An 18,755-nucleotide genomic window follows, 5' to 3' on the forward strand; every position below is an offset into this window, starting at 1 on the left:
TCAACGACAGCCACGATAACATACGCTAAGATATAGAATCTTTTTGATGAAATTTTATTAGCACAGCTTATTCCAACATCAAATTTACTTCTAGCCATCGTTGTTTGGCTATACTTACCATGTGATATGAAAGATAAAATGGAACCTTTATGTCCTTAATTTTGGTATTAATTCTTATTGGTGCACTGCTACTGCTGATTATTGGCTTTAGTATTGTCCAACAACAAAAAGAGCGGGCAGAAGTCGAGCGTCGCATAGAAATTGCTCGTCAGCGCGCCATCATAGATGAAACCGATGCCGTCTTATCTAACACAGGTATGACACCATCTTCTAGCCATATAATGTTAATCCTTTATCGCCGCATTCAAGATGCTTTAGAACAGTCATTATTACATGCATCAGGGCAATTAAAATCTGATTACGAACGTCGCTTAAACGACATAAAAGCACAAGTATCTAGTGTATCTAGCTCAGCAAGCCAAGTCCCTGCGATTGAGGGCTTCCGCTTACCTGATAATGACAGACAAGTTTTAGAGTTAGTCAAAACACTCAAAAAACTTAAAGCGATTTTACGAGCTGAACATAACAAGGGAAAAGTTGATCCGTCTATTTTTAGTCAAGAAGAAATGCGTATTGATAACCTTCAATTAAGAATTAATGTTGAATCTATGATTACTCGAGCACGTGCCGCTTGCTTTATGAAACAGTACGGTTCAAGTAAACAGATGGTCACTAAAGCTTTAAACACTTTGCACACGATAAAGGGACAAACGCCGAATGATCCTTTTATTGCTCGTAAAGTCGATGAAGCCAAGCAACTACTCGATGAAATAATGGGTGCTCAAAAGCATAGTGAACCAAGTGCACCAAAACAGAAAAAAGAAGGTGATGATCTTGATATGCTATTTCAACCGAAAAAGAAATGGTGATGGTCTTGCTTTAATTTTGCTATAAAAAAAGCCCCGTTATGAGGCTTTTTTTATAGGCGAAATTGATTTTAAGTAAAGTCGTCGTTACTTTTTAACCACACACAAAAAATCACTTAATACAAAGGCTTAGTGATATAAACAACATTCGTCAACAAAGTTGTCCACAGATTCTGTGGATAACATTTTAATCCGTTATTATTACTGGATTAATAAGTAATAATTCATCTGTACGCTGATACGGCATAGCTGGGTGTATATAACTCGCGTAAAGTTACTATATTGATTTATGACATGTCATATAGAGCGCGTCAAGCCATTAAGATCAAAAGTACTCTCTTATGCTGTCAATTGAACAAATAATAGTTTATCCACTCATTTATTATCTGCTTCTATATTTCCAATATACAAAATCTCACCTATTCGTCCCGGTAAGCAATGGTTAACATGATGGCGATCTATAAAAGGATGATTTATGTCCTCCTATCCTTGTAAGCCATGACATAAATCGAGATACTGGTTAAAATTATAAAAACAACTGTATTAGAATATGATGTTAAATATGAATTTGATAAGAATTTTACCTTTTTTCCTGCTACTCATTCTCAGTGCCTGTGGTCAATCAGATGAGTTTGGCGAAGCCCAACTCACGCCAGAACAAGTATCCTTGGGCTTCTTCGAAGCAATTTACGTCGATCGTGATGTAGATAAAGCAAAAAAGTTTGTCTCTACTGATATCCAAGAGATCATGGATCACTACCATATTGCATCTGCGGTACAACGACATGTCTTAGGCTTATCCATGAAGCAAGTAACTATGTCTATCGATGAGATTGATATCGATTTCTTCCGTAAATTCACCGATGACGTAACAGTAGTGGTTAAAATGCAAGGATTGAAAGGTGGCAGAGATTGGATTGACGATCGAACTATTCGTCTGCATAAAATAGGTAATACTTGGGTTATTGTTGAAATATTAACTGAAAAAGGTCGTATTGAAGGTTGATATTGAATAGGCTTAAGTATTGTCTTCGCTTCATTGCACTATTGGATAGAATAGCTATTAAATTGTCATTCAATAACTGCTTAGCCATATTAAAGTAGTGTAATCAGTAATAAAAAAGCAGCCTAGGCTGCTATTTTTGTTTTTAGTGTCGGAGTTTTTTAATGTAGTGAACCAAGTGTCAGTACATCAATATGCTCGTTCAATCGTCTTACTCTTCGTCAGAAGGTAAAGACTCTAACACGTCATCTTTCACTTGATAGTAAGCATTTTCGTATTCATGAACTTCCATAATAACTCCAATCTTTTAGGTCGTTTTGTAGGTGTAGGCCTGTCTTTTTATTTACAGCAACAAGATGTTAAATCTTTAATATAGACAACATCTTGTTAATGCTGAGGGGATGACATTTGCCTTACAGAGAGAAGACTGACAATCACATTCTTCATGCTGTGGAGTATAACAATAGTCAGATCACAATCAAACCAAAATTACGAAAAACTTTCAGTTTTGTAGGTTTTTTATTGATATAACCTATAAAAACCCCATTTTCAGCAAAAATAAATGAAACACTTTCAGTTTTACATAAAAAAGCCGATGCATGGCATCGGCGATAATATTATTCTCAACAATTATATTTGGCTAATATGGTTCAATACTCGCTTTTCTGAAATAGGATAAGCAGTGCCTAGCACTTGGGCAAAACATGATACTCGATACTCCTCAATCATCCAGCGAGCTTCAATCAATGCTTCAGGTATTGCTTGTGAACGCGGCACTTTAGCTAATTGCGCCGTTAACGCCTCTTGTACTTTAGCAATGCTATGCATGTGTAATCGATCGCGTGTTGGGTCAACAGGTAGCTTATCGAGTCTATTTTCAATGGCTCTGAGATAACGGCTCACATCGGTTAAGCGTTGCCAACCACAATCCTCAACAAAGCCTTTATAAACCAGACTATCAAGCTGAGTTTGAATATCACTCATCGCAAAGGCAATATCCAGGCTAATTTTACCTTTTAAACGCTTCTTAACACGTTGATAAATAGTTAATATTTGCTCAACATTTAATGCTATTTGCTCAGCAGTTGGGTTAAGCTCTTGGCGAACCCAATCTTTTGCTTGCTCGAACTGCTGTTCATTGCGAATATCGAGTTGCTTTTTATCCAATAACTGCTGCACCGCGGCATTAATAATATCTTCAATTAATATCTGCACTTGGCCGAAGGGATTAAAGTACATTGCAAGCTTAGCTTTATTAGGTAATGCTTGCTGTAAGTGCTTCACTGGCGAAGGGATATTAATCAATAACAACCGACGCAGGCCTACTCGATGATGGCGCTTAGCTTCGTGTTCATCATCAAATAGCTTGATCGCCACATCCGTTTTATTGTCTATTAAGGCAGGATACGCTTTTACTTCGTAATTGCCTTTACGCTGCTGATATTGAACCGGTAAATCACCAAACGACCAGCTAGTTAAAGCTTGTTGTTCAATGCCTTTATCAGCCACTTTACGAATAGCTTTGGCAACTACCCCTTGTAACTGACCTTTTAACACTTCTAAATCACGGCCTTGGGCGACTAAACGACTTTGATCATCTTCAATCTTAAAGTTCATCTTAAGATGTTCTGTTAGTTGCGTTAAATCAAAATCATCAGCCGATATGCGTACACCACTCATGCGCAGTAACTGTTTACACATAGAATCGAGCATCGATAACTCAAACGGTTTCATCGCTTGATAACATGCTCGGGCATAGTCTGGAGCTGGCACAAAATTACGGCGTAAATTTTTCGGCAGTGACTTGATCAACGCAATGAGTTTCTCTTGTCGTAATCCCGGTACAAGCCAATCAAAATCACTGTCGTCAATTTGGTTGATCAGTGCAACAGGAATATGTACAGAGACTCCGTCATCAGCGCTAGTAGGTTCAAAATGATAGCTCACAGTTAAGGCTAAATTCCCTTTGTGCCATATATCAGGGAAATCAAGCGCCGATATATGCTCGGCACTTCGCTGCATTAACAAGGCTTGGCTGTAATCAAGCAAATCAGGGGTTTGTTGGCGAGCTTTTTTCCACCACGCAAAAAACAACGGCCCGTTAAAAATACCTGCAGGGATCAAGGGTTCATAAAAATCCACCAGCACTTGCTCATCGACTAAAATATCTCGACGACGAGACTTATGCTCTAGTGTTTCAATGTCATTGAGTAGCTGCTGGTTATTTACAAAAAAAGCTTCTTTAGTCTGTAACTGCCCTTCTGCTAAGGCGCTACGAATAAAAATCTCTCGAGCTTCAATAGGCTCAATAGGCCCATATTGCACTCGACGGCGATTAACGATAGTTAAGCCATAAAGCACTTGGTTCTCAAGTGCGATAACACTTGCTGCTTTGGCTTCAAAATGCGGTTCAAGATAATTCTTTTTCACTAAATGGCTCGCAAGCGATTCCAACCATTCAGGATCAATTTTTGCGCAACAACGGGCAAACAATCGTGACGTTTCAGTCAACTCTGCGGCCATAATCCACTTAGGACCTTTTTTGGCTAAAGGCGACCCCGGAAACACAAAGAACTTACGGTTACGTGCCCCTAGATACTCGTTGTTCTCGCCTTTAAAACCAACATGACTTAACAAGCCTGATAATAATGCTCGATGTAACTGTTCATAACTGGCTGCACTGTCATTAATACGCCATTTCAATTCATGAACAGCTTGTTTCACTTGAGTATATAAGTCTTGCCATTCACGCACGCGTAAATACGCGAGATATTCATCGCGACATTGTTTTCTAAACTGACTGGCTGACAACTCATGTTTTTGATCTTTAACGTGGTCCCATAACTTAACCCAACTGGCAAAATCAGAGTCTTTATCGGCATAGCGACGATGACATTCATCAGCGGCTTGTTTTTTATCCACAGGACGTTCACGCGGATCTTGGATAGATAAACCAGAGGTAATCACTAATGCTTCATGCAAACAGCCTAATTTGTTCGCTTCAATAACCATTCGAGCTAAACGAGGATCAAGTGGAATTTTAGCTAAATCTTTGCCCAATGGGGTTAACACTAAATCATTACCTGATTTCTTCACTGCTTGTAACTCTTCAAGCAATAAAAAACCATCACGAATGTGTTTTTGATCCGGTGGCTGAATAAATGGAAATCCGCCAATGTCACCCAAACCAATCGCCAACATGTGTAAAATCACCGAGGCAAGATTAGTACGCAAAATTTCAGGATCGGTAAATTCCGGGCGCTGAATAAAATCCATTTCATCGTAAAGTCGAATACAAATACCAGGGCCTACACGACCGCAACGTCCTTGACGTTGATTGGCACTGGCTTGGGAAATAGGTTCTATCGGCAAACGTTGTACTTTAGTCCGGTAACTATATCGGCTTATGCGAGCGGTTCCGGGATCGATAACATAACGGATCCCTGGAACAGTTAATGAGGTTTCAGCAACGTTAGTGGCCAGTACAATGCGCCTACCAATGTGACTTTTAAACACTTTAGATTGCTCACCGTAAGAAAGGCGCGCATATAGTGGTAACACTTCAGTATCGCGATATTGCTGTTTATTGAGTAAATCAGCTGTATCACGGATCTCGCGCTCACCATTCATAAAAATTAAAATGTCGCCGGGCCCTGCCGCCATGAGCTCTTCAACAGCAGCAAAAATACCATCGCTGACATCTAAATCTTCATCGCTATCGCGAACTAGAGGACGGTAACGCGTTTCAACGTCAAAGGTACGCCCTGATACTTCAATAACTGGCGCGTTATTGAAATGTTTTGAGAAACGGTCTACATCGATGGTTGCGGAAGTAATAATGACTTTTAAATCAGGACGTTTTTTTAATACTTGCTTTAGGTACCCTAAAATAAAATCAATGTTTAAACTGCGTTCATGCGCTTCATCGATAATAATAGCATCGTACTGGTTTAAAAATCGATCAGAAGTGAGTTCCGCTAACAAAATACCATCGGTCATCAGTTTGATATAACTGTTGTCGCTCAGAGCATCTGCAAAGCGAACTTTAAAACCAACAATATCACCTAAAGGGCTATTAAGTTCATCAGCAATACGGTTGGCAACACTTCGGGCGGCTAGACGACGAGGTTGAGTATGGCCAATTAAGCCACGAGTGCCTAAGCCAAGTTCAAGACAAATTTTAGGTAACTGAGTCGTTTTACCCGATCCCGTCTCACCCGCGACAATGACCACTTGGTTATTGGCAATGGCAGAAGCGATATCATCACGTTTTTGTGACACAGGCAGTTCGTCTGGGTAATGAATAACCGGTCGAGACTGTAAGCGCAACTGCGCTTTGGCATAGGCTTGCTGCGCAGCTTCAGTTAACTGCGCTAACGTTTGGGATTTTTTTTCAGACTCGGCTTCTTTATTGACACGATACAAACGACGTCGAATTTTAGCGGCATCGGTTTGATAACAAAGATTGAGATACGCCTTAGATAGCGGGTGAAGGTCCGAATTCAAATCTGATTCCCTTGCTTACATCAAAAAAAGCGATCCTAGCAAGGAAAACAGCAGAATGGTATTGATTTCAACGATTGTTATATTGGAGATAAGTAACACTGTTGCATATAGATATTCATCGCCTTAAGTACATTCGTCCGATTAATCGTTCCAATGACTTTTCCTGCGCTCACTACAGGATAAATCTTCGGTTTAGCGCCTAACATTTGATCCGCTAATTCCAATATGCTTTCATCGGGCGTCACCGACAATACAGGGCTTTTCATGCAATCTTTTACTGTACTGGTCATATCGCAATGGTAACTGCTTTTTAGCATCACAGATAAACAATCTTGTTGAGATAGAAAGCCCACTAATTGACCGATATGATCAACAACCGGAGCACCATTTTTATTACTGGCGAGTAGTTTTTCAACCGCAATAGCCAGTGACATATCTGCAGTTAATAATACTGGATGCTTATCCATATAATCTTTAATTTTTATTGAATCCATATTGCCCCCTATTACACGCTAATTAACTACGTGTTTAATAAACCCCGTCAAGCAATTCATAAGGAATCAACTCTCGGGTACTAACTTGATTAAGTTTAGTCAATAATGGCTAAGGAGATAGAAAATATAACCGATTGCACTAATCGATTTACTAATCAAGGGTATTAGCCCACTGCATTAACCACGTCATGAACTGACTTGATGAATTTATTTGATAAACCTAAGTCAATTCAGCGCCGTAATACTTACTTGTCACGCCAAATCATAACGGTTGCAGCTTGGCCTTTACTTCGTGTGGCGCGATACATCCCTTCGGTATTAAATGGTGTCGCGATATTGCCACGTTGATCAATCGCTATCACTCCTCCAGTTCCCCCTGCCGAGAGCAAGCGTTGATTGATGACCTCATCGGCCGCTTGAATAATCGATTTCTGTTGGTATTTGACTTTAGCGCATATGTCGCCTGCCACTTGATAGCGAATAAAATATTCGCCATGACCCGTCGCTGATATGGCGCAAACACCATTTTCAGCATAGGTTCCAGCACCAATAACCGGTGAGTCACCAATGCGGCCAAAACGTTTTGCCGTCATGCCGCCAGTTGATGTTCCGGCGGCAAGGTTGCCTTGTTTATCAAGCGCCACTGCGCCGACTGTGCCGTATTTGTAGTTAGCAGGTAACTGGGCAACTGACGCCTGGTGATCACCACCATTTACGCGCTCAGCTTCAATGATGCTCGCTTTGGCATCCAGCAATTGTGCATAACGATGAGGCGTGTCGAAATGGCTATTAGACACCAACCTAAATTGTTGCGTTAATGCAAACTCCTCTGCCCCTTGGCCATATAGCATCACATGAGGTGATTTTTCCATCACTTTTCGAGCTAAATCAATTGGGTTTTTAATGTGTTTAACCCCCGCAACGGCTCCAGCATTCATTGTGTTACCATCCATTACCGAGGCATCTAGTTCATGGCCGCCATCAAAAGTATAAACCGCGCCAACACCAGCATTAAAAAATAGACTATTTTCTAACACATTAATTGCCGCTTGAACCGCATCAAGACTATTACCGCCTTTATCTAGCACCTTATAGCCTGTATCAACAGCCTGTTTGAGTTTATCGCGAATAGCTTTTTCTTGTTGAGGACTTAAACTGGCAGCAGAAATGGTTCCCGCGCCGCCATGGATGGCAATTGAAAAAGGCTTATCATCTGTGGCTGCACAGATATTTGCGGTTAAGCATAAACACACTGCAATCGTTAAATATAATTTATTCATGTTAGGCAAGTCCTTGAAAGTGGTTTATCTTTGTAACCATTTGTGGTTGTAATTTCAATCATATCCTTGCGACTTTTAGACTTTGTAGCGACAATAGTCATCATGATCACTTTTGGAAAAATTAGCTTAATTTGTCGACAAAACGCCTTAAATTTAGTCAGCTTCTATTACTTTCGTTGACCTTATTGATGTCAGGCTTTGTGCTGGCTGATAATAATTGGCTAACGATTAACGTTAATGGCGTTAACAAACAAATTGAAAATAATATTTCAGCTCACTTAGGTACCTTGCCAGATAATGATGTTCAACGCCGAGCTTTTTTATTCACAGTTGACGATAACACCCATGATGCGCTTGAATCTATGGGCTACTATCACGCTATTTTAGATATTGACGTTAACGAAAAAGACAATGGGCCTTGGGAGCTAAAGCTCGATATCACCCTTGGGGAACCAGTGATTATTCAGTGGGTTGATATTCATTTTCAGGGAGAGATGCTTGAAGACAATACTTTTTCGCTATGGCTTAATAGCCTAAAAATCAAACCTGGTGACACCTTAAACCACGGGGTTTACGATTCAATAAAATCACAATTAGTCACTCTGGCAATGGCAAGAGGATATTTTGATGGTCAATACACAAAATCAGAAATCAGCATTAATCGTGACTTAAATAGCGCCCAAATTAACCTCGAATTTGATTCAGGTAAGCGATATTTATTTGGTGATGTTGACTTTGAAGGTTCAACGCTTAATGACGATATTGTCGAAGCATTAATCCCTTTTGGTGCTGATGCGCCTTATGCCACGCAACTTTTGACTGAGTTTAATCGTAATTTGTTAGATACTGGTTACTTTAGTAATATCAAAGTATTGCCTCAATTAGACAAGATTGAAACTGGTGTTGTGCCAATTAAAGTTGAACTAAGTCCTCGTCCTAGCCATCTTATTGAGGTCGGTTTAGGTGCTGATATTGGTAATAGTACCGAAAAAAGTATCGATCCTCGCGTGCGAGTGACTTGGCGTACCCCACAAATAAACCGCTATGGCCATTATCAAGAAACCAGTATGGAGTGGTCGCCTGAACGGCCGAAAATTTTAACTACCTATACGATTCCATTAACGCATCCTTTAGATGATCAACTAAAAATAAAACTAGGATTATTACGCGACACCTATGGTGTCACTCAAGATTATGATCCAGATAACCGTCAATTTAATAATACTGGGCAGTTAGAGTCTGAAAAATACATTATTGGCTTAACGCGTCAACGACGGTCCAAAAGTAATTGGCTGCATGGTTATTCCCTTGAATCCACAAGAGAGTTTTATAATCAACTCGATACAGATTACGATCCGCGATTTTATTTAGTAGGTTACAACCTCACCAAAACGGTTCGAGGTGACAATACCCTCGATCCTAAATCTGGCTATCGTCAAACATACAGCATTGAATATGCAGATCCATCTGTAGGATCGACTATTCGTCTCACTCGCTTACAAGCACGATTTAAATGGATAGAAACCTTATTTGATAAGCATCGGTTTGTTGCTCGCGTTGACTTAGGCGCCAATATTGCAAATGATAACGATATTGCCAACATTCCCCCATCACTGCGTTATTTTGCTGGTGGCGACCAAAGTATACGGGGTTACAGTTACCAAGAATTAGGGCCCTATATTGACTACACCAACAGTGAAGGCGGCTTATCGAGACAAGTGGTTGGTGGCCGTTTCTTGGCCGTCGGCAGCGTAGAATATCAGTACTATCTCACCCCTACTTGGCGCGTTGCTACCTTTGTCGATGCGGGTAATGCCTTTGATACACAGAAGTTTGAACCTGTGGTATCGGTTGGTGGAGGTTTACACTGGATATCACCGATTGGTCCAATCCGAATGGACTTAGGGTTTGGCTTAAAAGAAACTGAGACTGTTGCACGCTCGTTTCGTTTCCATTTAACCATGGGGACTGATTTATGACAGATGAGCATTCTGAGCAAGGTCAGCAGCCACAAGCGACCGCTGCCAATAATAATACCAAAACTAACCGTGCAACTAGCTTACCTGCACGCATTTGGCGCCAAATTAAGTTTTATACTCGGATCTTAATTTATGTACCTTTAGCATTATTGATGTTGTTTGCCGTCCTCATAGGCACGCCATTTGGCAGCAAAACAGCGGTGTTCTTGGTTAACCAATTGGTCAGTGATGTTGAAGTTGAATACGCTTCTGGCACCTTAAATGGCGATCTCACCCTTCATAGCATGTCATGGTCAATGCCTGGTATTAGCGTTAATGCTCAAAATGTAACATTGGAATGGGTGCCAACCTGTCTGATGAATAAACAGCTGTGTGTGACAAACCTAATGGCTTCAAGCATAGGAGTGAACATTGTCAGTGATAATATTCCTGCTGCAAAAGATGCGGATAAATCCACTGAGTTACCAGCCCCTTTTACTAAGTTTGAATTACCGATAAACATTAGCCTCAGCCAAGCAAAATTAACCCAGGTTGATATTGCGGTCAATAGCATGACATTTCATGCCGATGAGCTGTCGACTCAAGCTATTTGGAACAGCGCAGGCCTGATGGTTGAATCATTTACCAGCCAAGGCCTGATAGTTGATATCCCTGCAGCACCAGCATCAACCAAGCCAATCAATGTTCCAGTGGAGAGTATACAAACTGCACAAACGGTTGATGCAAAAGCGACAGCATGGCCACTAGCAAATTTACCACAAGTGTTTATGCCTTTTCCTATCGATGTTAGGCAATTTAATGCTACAGACAGTCTGCTCAAATTGGGTGAACGAACTGACCATTTTAGCCATATCGCATTGGCGGCCAGTTTTCGTCAATTTCAACTTGGAATAAGCCAACTCGACATTAAGCATGATGATGGTAATGTCAGTGTTAGTGGTGACATTGCTTTGCATGACCACTATCCGCTCGCATTAACACTAACAGCAAATGTCGATAATCTGCCTGAATTACCGGGGCTTAAACAGCAACAACTTAGCCTTGAACTTAGCGAAGACTTAAGCCAGTTACACATCGACGCCATTGCTAAGGGTGATAGCCATTTTAACCTCACCGCTAAAGTCGATCTCACGTCTCCTGCGCTTGACTACCAAGTAACACTGACCGACGCAGCTTTACAGTGGCCACTGAGTAACCCCTTGTACACCAGCAACATTAGCCGTTTTACCAGCAAAGGTGATAGTAAAGATCAAGTGGCACAGTTTGAAGGGCAGATCACCACGCCTTACCATCCACCTTTAACGGTAAGTGCTGATATTGTTAACGTTAAGCAAAAACTGACGGTTAATAAGCTGAAGGTGCAGTCGCTGGCTGGCAATGTGGAGCTAACGGGAGAACTGTCATATCAAGATAACATAACATGGCAAGCTAAGGTGTTTAGCGACAATATCCAGTTGCAATACATTGATTATATTAATCAGCAAAATCCAGTCAAAAGTAAATTCAGCGGTCATTTTAATAGTTCAGGCAGCCTTGCGGATAAACAATGGCAAGTGGCAATTGAACAGGCTAATTTAACAGGACGTTTAAATGGTTATCCATTGAATTTACAGGGCGATATTTCATTAAATCAAGATTTTGCAGTTAACGCGTCGAACTTACAAGCCAATGCCCTTGGCGCTCAGTTAATCGTCAACGGTCAAGCGGATCAAATCTGGGACATCAATGCTGAACTGAGTGTGCCAGATGTCAGCCAGTGGCTAACAGGCGCTCGCGGTAGTATCTTTGCTAAAGTAGATGTCAGCGGCAATAGTGCAGACCCTATCGTTGATGTGAACGCACAAATTAACAAGTTGAGCTACCAAGGTAGTAAAATTGATAACCTCAATTTACTCGCTAACTATCGTCCTTATTTACAACACCAATATCGAATAGAACTGCATAATAACAATCTTGTATGGAGTAGCTATAAACTGACAGATATTTCTTTTATCAGTGAAGGCAACCAAAGCAAACAGCAAAGTAAACTGAATACTAAAGGTGATTTGGTCGTCAATACTCAAATTAGCAGTAGTAGCAATATTGATAAACAACAATTTAATGCCACCTTAACCGAGTTCAGTATCAGTAATGTCCTTGGACAATGGCAACAAGATAAACCCATTACAGCAAACTGGGATCAACTTAACCATAGAGGTAGCATCAGCAGCTTCTGTTTAGTGCACCCACACAATAAATTATGTTTGATCAATGATGTTAATTTGGGCCACACTGGCCAAGCCAATATCACGCTTACGGGTAACCCAGGTAAAACCTTGGAGCCCATTTTATCTAAAAAAATCAACTGGAGCGGTGAAGCAGCGTTAACCAGTCAAGTTAATTGGGCCAAAGCTAAAAAGCCTACGGCCAATCTTCAATTTACACTCCTGCCCGGTAATATTAAGCTAAGCCGTACTAAAAACAACACCATTAGCATCGACTATCAGCAGCTGCTATTACAAGCGTCACTTGATGAGAAAAAAGTGACCAGTTCATTAAGTTTCGATTCATCCGGAATCGCCAGTTGGCAAAGTCAGCTAAGTGTTAATATCACTCCCGATCGTACCTTACAAGGAACGATTAATGTGAATGAGCTCAATCTCGCTCCCTTTGGAGAATTTTTCCCAAGACTTGAAACCTTAGAAGGCATGCTATCGAGCCGATTAATGTTATCCGGTACCCTTATGGACCCTAGTCTATCAGGTAATATTAAACTCAATGATGCAGCATTGGCCTTATCAACTAACCCGACATTGATTGATAAACTCTATTTATCACTCTCACTTGAAGGTCAGCAAGGGCAGCTCAATGGCCAGTGGCATATGGGAGATGGCCAAGTCACCACCCAAGGTACCCTAGCGTGGCCACAAGGTAAATTTAGTGGTGATATTGACATTAAAGGCAGTAACTTAGCTGTTATTCAACCGCCAATGGCAATCTTAAATGTCTCTCCAGATATTAATATGACCTTTGATGACCAACTGTTCGCAATAAAAGGCAAAGTGAATGTTCCCTCAGGACAAATAAAAATCACCCCATTGGCTGAAGGAGGCATAGCGGTATCAAATGATGTGGTATTCAATGATTCAGTGTCTCAACAAACGGTTAAAACCAGCCCTTACGCCATCACGGCCGACTTAAATATCAATGTAGGTAAAAACCTCACTATTGATGGCATGGGCCTCAAGGGTAAGCTAGAAGGTGACCTTGTACTTCAGCAACAAGCATTTAAACCACCGATGTTGTTTGGCGATATTAGAGTCAATAAAGGTACCTATAAGTTTATGGGGCAGACCCTAACGATCAATACCGGTGAAGTGCAATTTATTGGACCAACTGCATCACCAAATCTTAATATAGAGGCAACCAGAGAGATTAAGGAAAGCGATATAACCGCAGGTGTCAGAGTTACGGGGACACCAATGCGCCCTGTTGTAACCTTATTTTCTAATCCGGCAAAAGAACAAGCTGAGATATTATCGTACATTTTAACGGGTAAAGGCTTTACCAGTTCAAGTAACCAACAAAGCAACTCATTAATGATGGGGGCAGCGCTGAGTTTAGGCTCACAGTTTGATGGTGGCGCAATGAATAGTATTGGCAGTACAGCGACAGGACTCATTGAAAAATTTGGTTTTTCTAATGTACAACTTGATACCAATGATGATGGAAAAGTAGCTGTGAGTGGCTATATTGGCGAAGACTTAATGATTAAATATGGTGTGGGCGTGTTTAACCCAGGGTATGAAATGACCGTGCGCTATTACTTATTTTCACAATTATATTTAGAAAGTGTATCGAGTACCTTAAGTCAATCACTGGATATCTACTATAGCTTCGAAATTGATTAAACTTTAGGGTTTAGGGTTGTAAAAAACAGACACAAAAAAAGCGCCCTTAGGCGCTTTTTTCAAAGCAAAAGTTAGACAAACATGAAGTCAATATGTTCAACTAATTGCTTGAATGCGTGACGTTGGATAGCCTTTGCACGAACTTTAACTTCTTTACCATCGACAACGATAGTTAAATCAGTTGTGTAAAAGTTTTCATTTAACTGGATGTTAATGATGTCTTTGTGTTCGAACGTGATTGATACAGGCTCTTTACCTGGACCATAAATTACTGCAGGAACTTTACCGGCATGACGTAGGCGGCGGCTCGAACCTTTCCCGATTTCTGTGCGGGTTACTGCGTTGATTGTGTAAGACATTAGTCACTCACTTAATAATTAATAAAGTATGAAGGCGTCATCATTCTCGACCAACGATGACTCAAATAAAGCGCGCGGATATTACCACAGCCATTATCAACCCACAAGAAGATATACCAATCCTATTAAATATGTGATCTTTCAGCGGGAGTTCAAAGTGCTATAGGCAAGACAGATGATTGAAACAAACAGTGACTCTCGGTAACAAGCTCCTGCGTAACTCACCCTCTAGCATCTGACCGCAATGGATGGTGGGAATGTCTTATTTTTAAAGCGCCTAAAGATGCCTAAAGGACTTTGAAACCTGAGAGACTCTGAACTGACCAGATATTCAATGAGATTTGTCTTATTAACCCCAACGTCTCACTGGACCACAATCAATGTGTACAAAGCCATCGCGAGGATAAAACCCAACACCGCCCAGCTTAAGAGACTCGGCGGCATCACGCAAATGTTTGGTTTTTACCCCAGGTAAAGCAATATCCATTGCCATGCCTTTCATGTGATAACTTTTCTTCGCTACGCCATTACTACGAGATGCGAGCATTTGGTTCGTTTTCGGTGAACGATAAGCGGAGATAACATGGATTTCATCTTGATTATCTAACGTAGCCTGCAATTTATACAAATATTCAAATAATCGTTTATCAATTGGTGCGGCTACATTTTGACGATGATCACGTAATACATGATCAAATTCAGTCAGTGTCGCTGATTGATATTGACCATCAACCCAAAAGCTTCCCTGACTTCTTTCACCGGTATGTAGATTATAAAAACGTAAATCTTTAACCCCAATAGTTGCACGACTTGCTTGGGCGGTATTAGGTAACAGAGTCACCACTGCGGCACCGCTTAAGCCTAATAATACCTGCCGACGAGTTAGACACTCAATTGTCATTTATACACCACTTTAATTATCTAAATTCAGGACTTATCAGCCTTTGAGGCATGATTTAATCTTCACAACACGATCGGATAAGTTGTTGTTTTTTTATCCAACTGGCGAATAAATTAACCATTAATGCTCATAAATGCAAGTCTGGCGCTGTTGCGTGAGATTAAAAACACGCACGGTAATATAAGAGTGTGATATTGCTCAAGTGCTTAGCAGCAAAGTGAGCAGCCATTAACTTTACTTAATTAACTGATAATGCCTGCACAATATCTTTGCTGGCGCCTTGATGGCTTAATAAATTGACCGCTGCCTTTGGAGTTAACTGATAAATGTCATCACGATACTGAATAACATATTGCTCATCCACCCAAGCACGCCAATAGACCATGTGCACGGGTAAAGATGCAGATAAGGCAAACCATTGGGTTTGAGTATAATTAGACTGTAAGCGATTCCAGGTTCGTTTATCGATAACCAAATGGTTGACAAACCAGTCGGCTAATTGCTGTACCTTTTCAATGCGGACACAACCTGATGATAAATCTCTTTGTGATTTTGAAAATAGCGTTCGATTGGGGGTGTCATGCAAATAGATACTTTGATCATTATTGAAATGGAATTTATATCGGCCTAAAGCATTATCACCTCCAGGACGCTGCACGACTCGATAAGGAAAGCGCCCTATTGCTGCTTGCTGCCATTGCTCCGCAGTTTTATTAACTATATTACCTTCATAATCAAACACATCAAAATGCTTGTCGGCAAAATAGTCACCATAGTGCCTTATTTGCGGCAAAATATCTTGGCGTAAAATCTGTCGAGGTACCGTCCAAGTAGGATTGATGATGATATTTGAAATTTGCCCTGTCATCAGCGGAGTCGGCCGGTACGGTTTACCCACGATAACTTTCGATGACAATACGACCTGATTATCATCCACCAATACCATTTGAAAAGCAGGAATATTAATTAACAAATAAGGTTGAGGCAATTGACTTAAATATGCTGTTTTTTCAACAAAGCTCTTTGCTAATAAAGAAGCCAGTTGAAGCGGAGTTTGATTTAACCAAAATAAGGTCTTTGGACCAATCACGGCGTCAGGTTTTAGCCCATGGCGAGACTGAAAACGTTTAACACTTTCCGCTGACGCGGGTTGATACACAACTTCATCAGCAAGTAATTCGCTGGCATCACCTAATAGCCACAAACGTTGGTTGATTAACTTAATATTGGGATCGCTATCGCCAGGGCGAAGCAAGGCATCAACTGTGATAGCTTGCCAATCTTGAGTTTGCGATAACCACATTAACTTGCGTAGCGCATTTATGACGCTCAGGTAATCATCGACGGCAGGTTCCAGTGCGATATTTTTTTCAAGCAACGAGGCCGAACTCTCGATTGCATCAAATGCGATAGGCACCTTTTTATTACGCCAAAAAGTGGCAACACTTTGCTGAATGAGATCGATATATTCTAATGACTTTGCAGCTGACTCTGATTGTAATATTGCTAAATAGTGTGCTCGCTGCGCATTAGGTTCAGCCAAATACTGTAATTGCAGATTTTGAGTTAAGTTAGGATATATATCATCAGTATCGGCCAAAACAAATGACGATATACTCCAAAGCAATATGGCTACTATGCTCACATTTATAGACAGTTTATGTTTACTGAACATACTCTTCCCCATTAGCGACACCCCACGATACTGTCATGTTTATGACATAAGTGAAATGGGTATAGTCATTATGGCAAATAATAACGCGCTTTGAATGAACGAAACATTTAAGCAACAAAAGTGAATACTAAAATATTACCTCTGTGTATAAAAGTTAATCGTAAATATAAAAAGTAACCACTTAACATTAATTTATGAATACACAACTAGGAAGGTCGATATTGAATTGTTATAAGAGGGTTTTGAAGTACTTAAGTTATAGAGACTGTCATGAATAAAAAGCAACTCATCCAATCAATGGCCAATAAAATGGACCAACCTCAAGCTCAAACAAAGCAACAACTTGAACAGATCCTAGCCATTATTCATCAAGGTTTAGCTGAAGGTGAGAAAATCTACATTCCACAATTTGGCACGTTTGAATTGCGTTTTTACTTACCTAGAGTAGGCCGTAATCCACAAACGGGTGCAGCCATAGAGATTGACGGATTTAATCAACCCAGCTTTAAAGCGTCGCCAACATTAAAAGCGCTAATCAACAATTAACTGAGGCACTAGAGATTAAAAGCCGAGGTGCTAGAACGCTTCGAAGCTAGAGGCTATAACTGAAGTAGCTAAAGGGCGATATGCAGGCTGTTGAATGCAAATACCACTGAAGTCAGCGTTAAAACCTTATAAGTCTAAGTACTAGAGTGTTTAGCAGCTATAGGCTATAACTCTGTAATATTCAGACCTCAAACGCTCTTATAGCCGCGTAGCGGACTAGTAGGATGAAGTCCGCCCTAGCATCTAGGCTCGTTCGCTCTTATCGCCCTCACCTTCTTTTGCGTTTGTTACCCTTAACTACCAAATTACAGACGTAAAAAAGCCCCAACATAAGTTGAGGCTTTTTTACACCACTCTCTATTACTAGAGATTATAATGGTACCCGAGGCCAGACTTGAACTGGCACGCTTATTCAGCGAGGGATTTTAAATCCCTTGTGTCTACCGATTCCACCACTCGGGCAAACTGAGCGTGTTTTGATAAAAATATCAACTCACTTAATTTGTTATTACGTAAGGTAAACCAAGCTGCTTTCGCGTCCGGCTTAACTTGGGGCACACTTTACTGATTTTTTTGAGCCAAGCAACTAAAATTTTCATTACATCAAACTGAACGCTTTAAAAAACGTCAATCCGATGTAAAATCCAACAAAACAAAGTGCTTAGCACAATAAATAATTAATTTGCTCTTACTGGTGTTAAGCCTTTACTGCGATTAGTTACCGCTTCTTCAATCTCAAAACCGGCTTCACTCCACACTTGAGCTTCTTCAACATTAAAGGCTTCTTTGGCCCAAGTCGTTGCCGTATCTAACGTGAAGTTTGCTTTTATCCAACCATCAGATTCTGCAGGTCCAAAGCCTCTGACACGCCAATTTTGCGCTTGGGTTGAATCAAACCCTATCGCTTTCCATTGACTGATCTCACGCTCAGACATACCTTGCCAACTCGGTGCAGATGCGCAAGCTACTAGTAACAAGACCAATAAACCAACCAATACTTTTTTCATACATTCCTAATCATTAGTATTAACGCCGCAGCGCATAAATTGTCGAATAACAGCTCAATAGGCCGTAAATTTTGAGAATCATATCTGAGAAAAAACTTTTGACAAGTAGGTGAGCAATATATAATTTTTATCAATAAAAATTAACAAAAAAGGCCGCTTTCGCGACCTCCTATAAACAAAGCAAAACTG

Annotated in this window: 12 protein-coding genes and 1 tRNA gene; 5 read left to right on the forward strand and 8 right to left on the reverse strand. The window is 40.6% G+C overall.

The features are described from left to right. The first annotated feature begins 149 nt into the window (after positions 1-149). Positions 150-929, forward strand: a complete 780-nt coding sequence (locus H5185_RS02410) for a hypothetical protein (RefSeq protein ID WP_182741238.1) — start codon at positions 150-152, stop codon at positions 927-929. Between the two features lie 568 nt (positions 930-1,497). Next, positions 1,498-1,932: a DUF4878 domain-containing protein gene (locus H5185_RS02415; protein ID WP_182741254.1), complete on the forward strand. Its 435-nt coding sequence runs from the start codon at positions 1,498-1,500 to the stop codon at positions 1,930-1,932. A gap of 627 nt (positions 1,933-2,559) precedes the next feature. On the opposite strand, the gene hrpA is transcribed toward H5185_RS02415, so the two are convergent. The 3 genes from hrpA to H5185_RS02430 form a co-directional block, all read right to left on the reverse strand. Next, a complete protein-coding gene (hrpA, locus tag H5185_RS02420; protein WP_182741239.1) occupies positions 2,560-6,435 on the reverse strand; it encodes an ATP-dependent RNA helicase HrpA in 3,876 nt (1,291 codons plus the stop codon). A gap of 77 nt (positions 6,436-6,512) precedes the next feature. Beyond that, complete coding sequence (locus tag H5185_RS02425; protein ID WP_124016507.1) at positions 6,513-6,929, reverse strand: CBS domain-containing protein; 417 nt, start codon at positions 6,927-6,929, stop codon at positions 6,513-6,515. A 245-nt stretch (positions 6,930-7,174) separates the two neighbouring features. Next, positions 7,175-8,209, reverse strand: a complete 1,035-nt coding sequence (locus H5185_RS02430) for an isoaspartyl peptidase/L-asparaginase family protein (RefSeq protein WP_182741240.1) — start codon at positions 8,207-8,209, stop codon at positions 7,175-7,177. Positions 8,210-8,397: 188 nt separating this feature from the next. On the opposite strand from H5185_RS02430, the gene H5185_RS02435 reads away from it, so the two are divergent. Then, positions 8,398-10,188: an autotransporter assembly complex family protein gene (locus H5185_RS02435; protein WP_259396147.1), complete on the forward strand. Its 1,791-nt coding sequence runs from the start codon at positions 8,398-8,400 to the stop codon at positions 10,186-10,188. Beyond that, entirely contained in the window at positions 10,185-14,078 is a 3,894-nt protein-coding gene (locus H5185_RS02440; protein WP_182741241.1) for a translocation/assembly module TamB domain-containing protein, read from the forward strand. Before H5185_RS02435 ends, H5185_RS02440 begins: the two co-directional genes overlap by 4 nt. Before the next feature lie 71 nt (positions 14,079-14,149). On the opposite strand, the gene rplY is transcribed toward H5185_RS02440, so the two are convergent. The 3 genes from rplY to H5185_RS02455 all read right to left on the reverse strand — a co-directional run bounded on the left by rplY (position 14,150) and on the right by H5185_RS02455 (position 17,013). Next, complete coding sequence (gene rplY / locus H5185_RS02445) at positions 14,150-14,437, reverse strand: 50S ribosomal protein L25 (protein ID WP_124016504.1); 288 nt, start codon at positions 14,435-14,437, stop codon at positions 14,150-14,152. 349 nt (positions 14,438-14,786) lie between these two features. Further along, positions 14,787-15,338, reverse strand: coding sequence for a DUF882 domain-containing protein (locus H5185_RS02450; RefSeq protein WP_124016503.1), 552 nt, complete (start codon positions 15,336-15,338; stop codon positions 14,787-14,789). A gap of 238 nt (positions 15,339-15,576) precedes the next feature. Further along, complete coding sequence (locus H5185_RS02455; protein ID WP_182741242.1) at positions 15,577-17,013, reverse strand: murein L,D-transpeptidase; 1,437 nt, start codon at positions 17,011-17,013, stop codon at positions 15,577-15,579. A gap of 270 nt (positions 17,014-17,283) precedes the next feature. On the opposite strand from H5185_RS02455, the gene H5185_RS02460 reads away from it, so the two are divergent. Next, complete coding sequence (locus H5185_RS02460; protein WP_182722230.1) at positions 17,284-17,559, forward strand: HU family DNA-binding protein; 276 nt, start codon at positions 17,284-17,286, stop codon at positions 17,557-17,559. 376 nt (positions 17,560-17,935) lie between these two features. Here the strand turns inward: H5185_RS02460 and H5185_RS02465 are convergent. Next, positions 17,936-18,021, reverse strand: a tRNA-Leu gene (locus H5185_RS02465). 215 nt (positions 18,022-18,236) lie between these two features. Then, on the reverse strand, positions 18,237-18,566 hold the full coding sequence (locus H5185_RS02470; RefSeq protein ID WP_182741243.1) for a hypothetical protein: 330 nt from the start codon (positions 18,564-18,566) through the stop codon (positions 18,237-18,239). Positions 18,567-18,755: the final 189 nt, after the last annotated feature.

Origin of the sequence: Shewanella sp. SG44-6 (assembly GCF_014164185.1) — a bacterium.
In the GTDB taxonomy this organism is placed as follows: domain Bacteria; phylum Pseudomonadota; class Gammaproteobacteria; order Enterobacterales; family Shewanellaceae; genus Shewanella; species Shewanella vesiculosa.